Raw genomic sequence first — 1722 nt, forward strand, 5'->3', positions numbered from 1 at the left:
ATCTGAGTCGAATTAGGTCGAGATGATCAACATGGAAGTTAAGGTGGAGCGGCCTGCCTTGTCTGGTTCGACTCTGGCTGAGCGCCAACCTGGCCGGGGGAGGCCATCTCCTTTTTACGCCTTGCGCTACCGTGATTTTCGGCTTTTGTGGATAGGGCTGGTAGTCTCCAACGTAGGCACCTGGATGCAGATGATCGCTCAGAGTTGGTTGGTTTATGAGCTTACTAGCTCACCGCTCTATCTGGGGCTAGTAGGCCTATGCCAAGCCGTACCCCGGCTGTTGTTTTCTTTGCTCGGGGGTGCAGTTGCTGACCGCTTTGACCGCAAACATATCCTGTATTTCACCCAAACCTCATCCATGTTGCTGGCTTTGGCTCTAGGGATGCTGGCAGAGACTGGGGCCATTAGGGTCTGGCATATTTTGGCGTCTGCCTTTCTCAACAGCTTGGTGATGTCTTTTGATCAGCCCACTCGACAAGCCCTGGTCTCCGATCTGGTTCCAGTTTCGGATCTTGCCAACGCCATTGCCATTAATTCCATGGCCTTTAACGGGGCGGCCGTTTTCGGCCCCTCGCTAGGCGGGTTAGTGCTGGCGGCAGTGGGGGCTGGGGGATGCTTTCTCATCAACGGCCTAAGCTTTCTGGCGGTAATTATAGCTTTAGGCTTCATGCATATTCCTAGCCATGAGAACTCCGGGATTCAGGGCGGTTCAGCTTTTAAAGGGCGAAGCTTGCGCCAGGATATGGGGGAGGTTTTCGTAGCGGTGCGGCAGGATCATATGCTGTCAGCCCTTCTACTTCTAACTGCAGTTCTCAGCTTTTGCGCCCGCCCTTATAACCAATTGATGCCGGTTTTCGCAAGGGATATCCTCAAGGTCGGCCCCCGGGGGTTAGGCCTTCTGATGATGGCGCCGGGAGTTGGAACTGTAATCGGTTCTCTAACCCTTGCCACCTTAGGCGGCTCTCACCGCCTAGGCCCCATTACCGTAGGTGCCATCCTTACCTTTTCTTTTACTCTGCTTGGCTTCAGTTGTCTTCCGTATTTTGTACCTGACTTGGTACTTCTAATAATCACCGGGATGGGGCAGACCATAAGCCTGGCTTCCCTCAATACCTTGCTCCAGACCCATTCCCAGTCCCAAATGCGGGGGCGAATCATGGGCATGTACACCATGCTGAATACGGGATTAAATCCTCTCGGGGCCCTTCCAGCTGGGGCCTTGGCTGCGCGATTTGGGGCCCCTCTGGTGGTGGGCTCAGGAGCCATGATCGTGACGGCAGCCACGATTCTCATCGCTTGGCGCTGGGTACCCGAGTTGTTTCAGGCCTAGCAGTGCTAAACTCGGCGGCCAATCCAGCCCCATCTATCTAGGCCAGTATCTGAAGCAACTATGTGGAGATCGTAGTGCTTGTGGCTCAAAACAACAGTCCCGACTTCAGTGGGGGCAATATTGAGCTGGTGAGCATTTTAGGGAAAATTCCGACCAGGTAGAAAATCTGGGTAAGGGGCGGGACTACATCCAATCTTTGGCTACCCAACTATTTGATTTATGGAAGAGCCGCCAAAAAGGGGGAGAGTAAGTATAGACACAGTAATAAGTATAGACTGAGCGGTGATTTGGTTGGAACTAGACCTTAGCAGAAGGTAAGTGGTTGGAATTTTCCTACTAGTCTGTAGACCACTACTGCGTGCAAGGAGGGTATGCTGGTGGGACATTTGGTT

At 53.0% G+C, this 1722-nt stretch carries 1 protein-coding gene; it reads left to right on the forward strand.

The genetic code is table 11. The features are described from left to right. Positions 1–31 precede the first annotated feature (31 nt). Positions 32–1330 carry an MFS transporter gene (locus H5U02_15435; GenBank protein ID MBC7343811.1) on the forward strand — a complete coding sequence of 433 codons (1299 nt, stop codon included), beginning with the start codon at positions 32–34 and terminating at the stop codon, positions 1328–1330. The last annotated feature ends 392 nt before the right edge of the window (positions 1331–1722 follow it).

Source organism: Clostridia bacterium (assembly GCA_014360065.1).
Taxonomy (GTDB): domain Bacteria; phylum Bacillota; class DSM-521; order Neomoorellales; family JACIYF01; genus JACIYF01.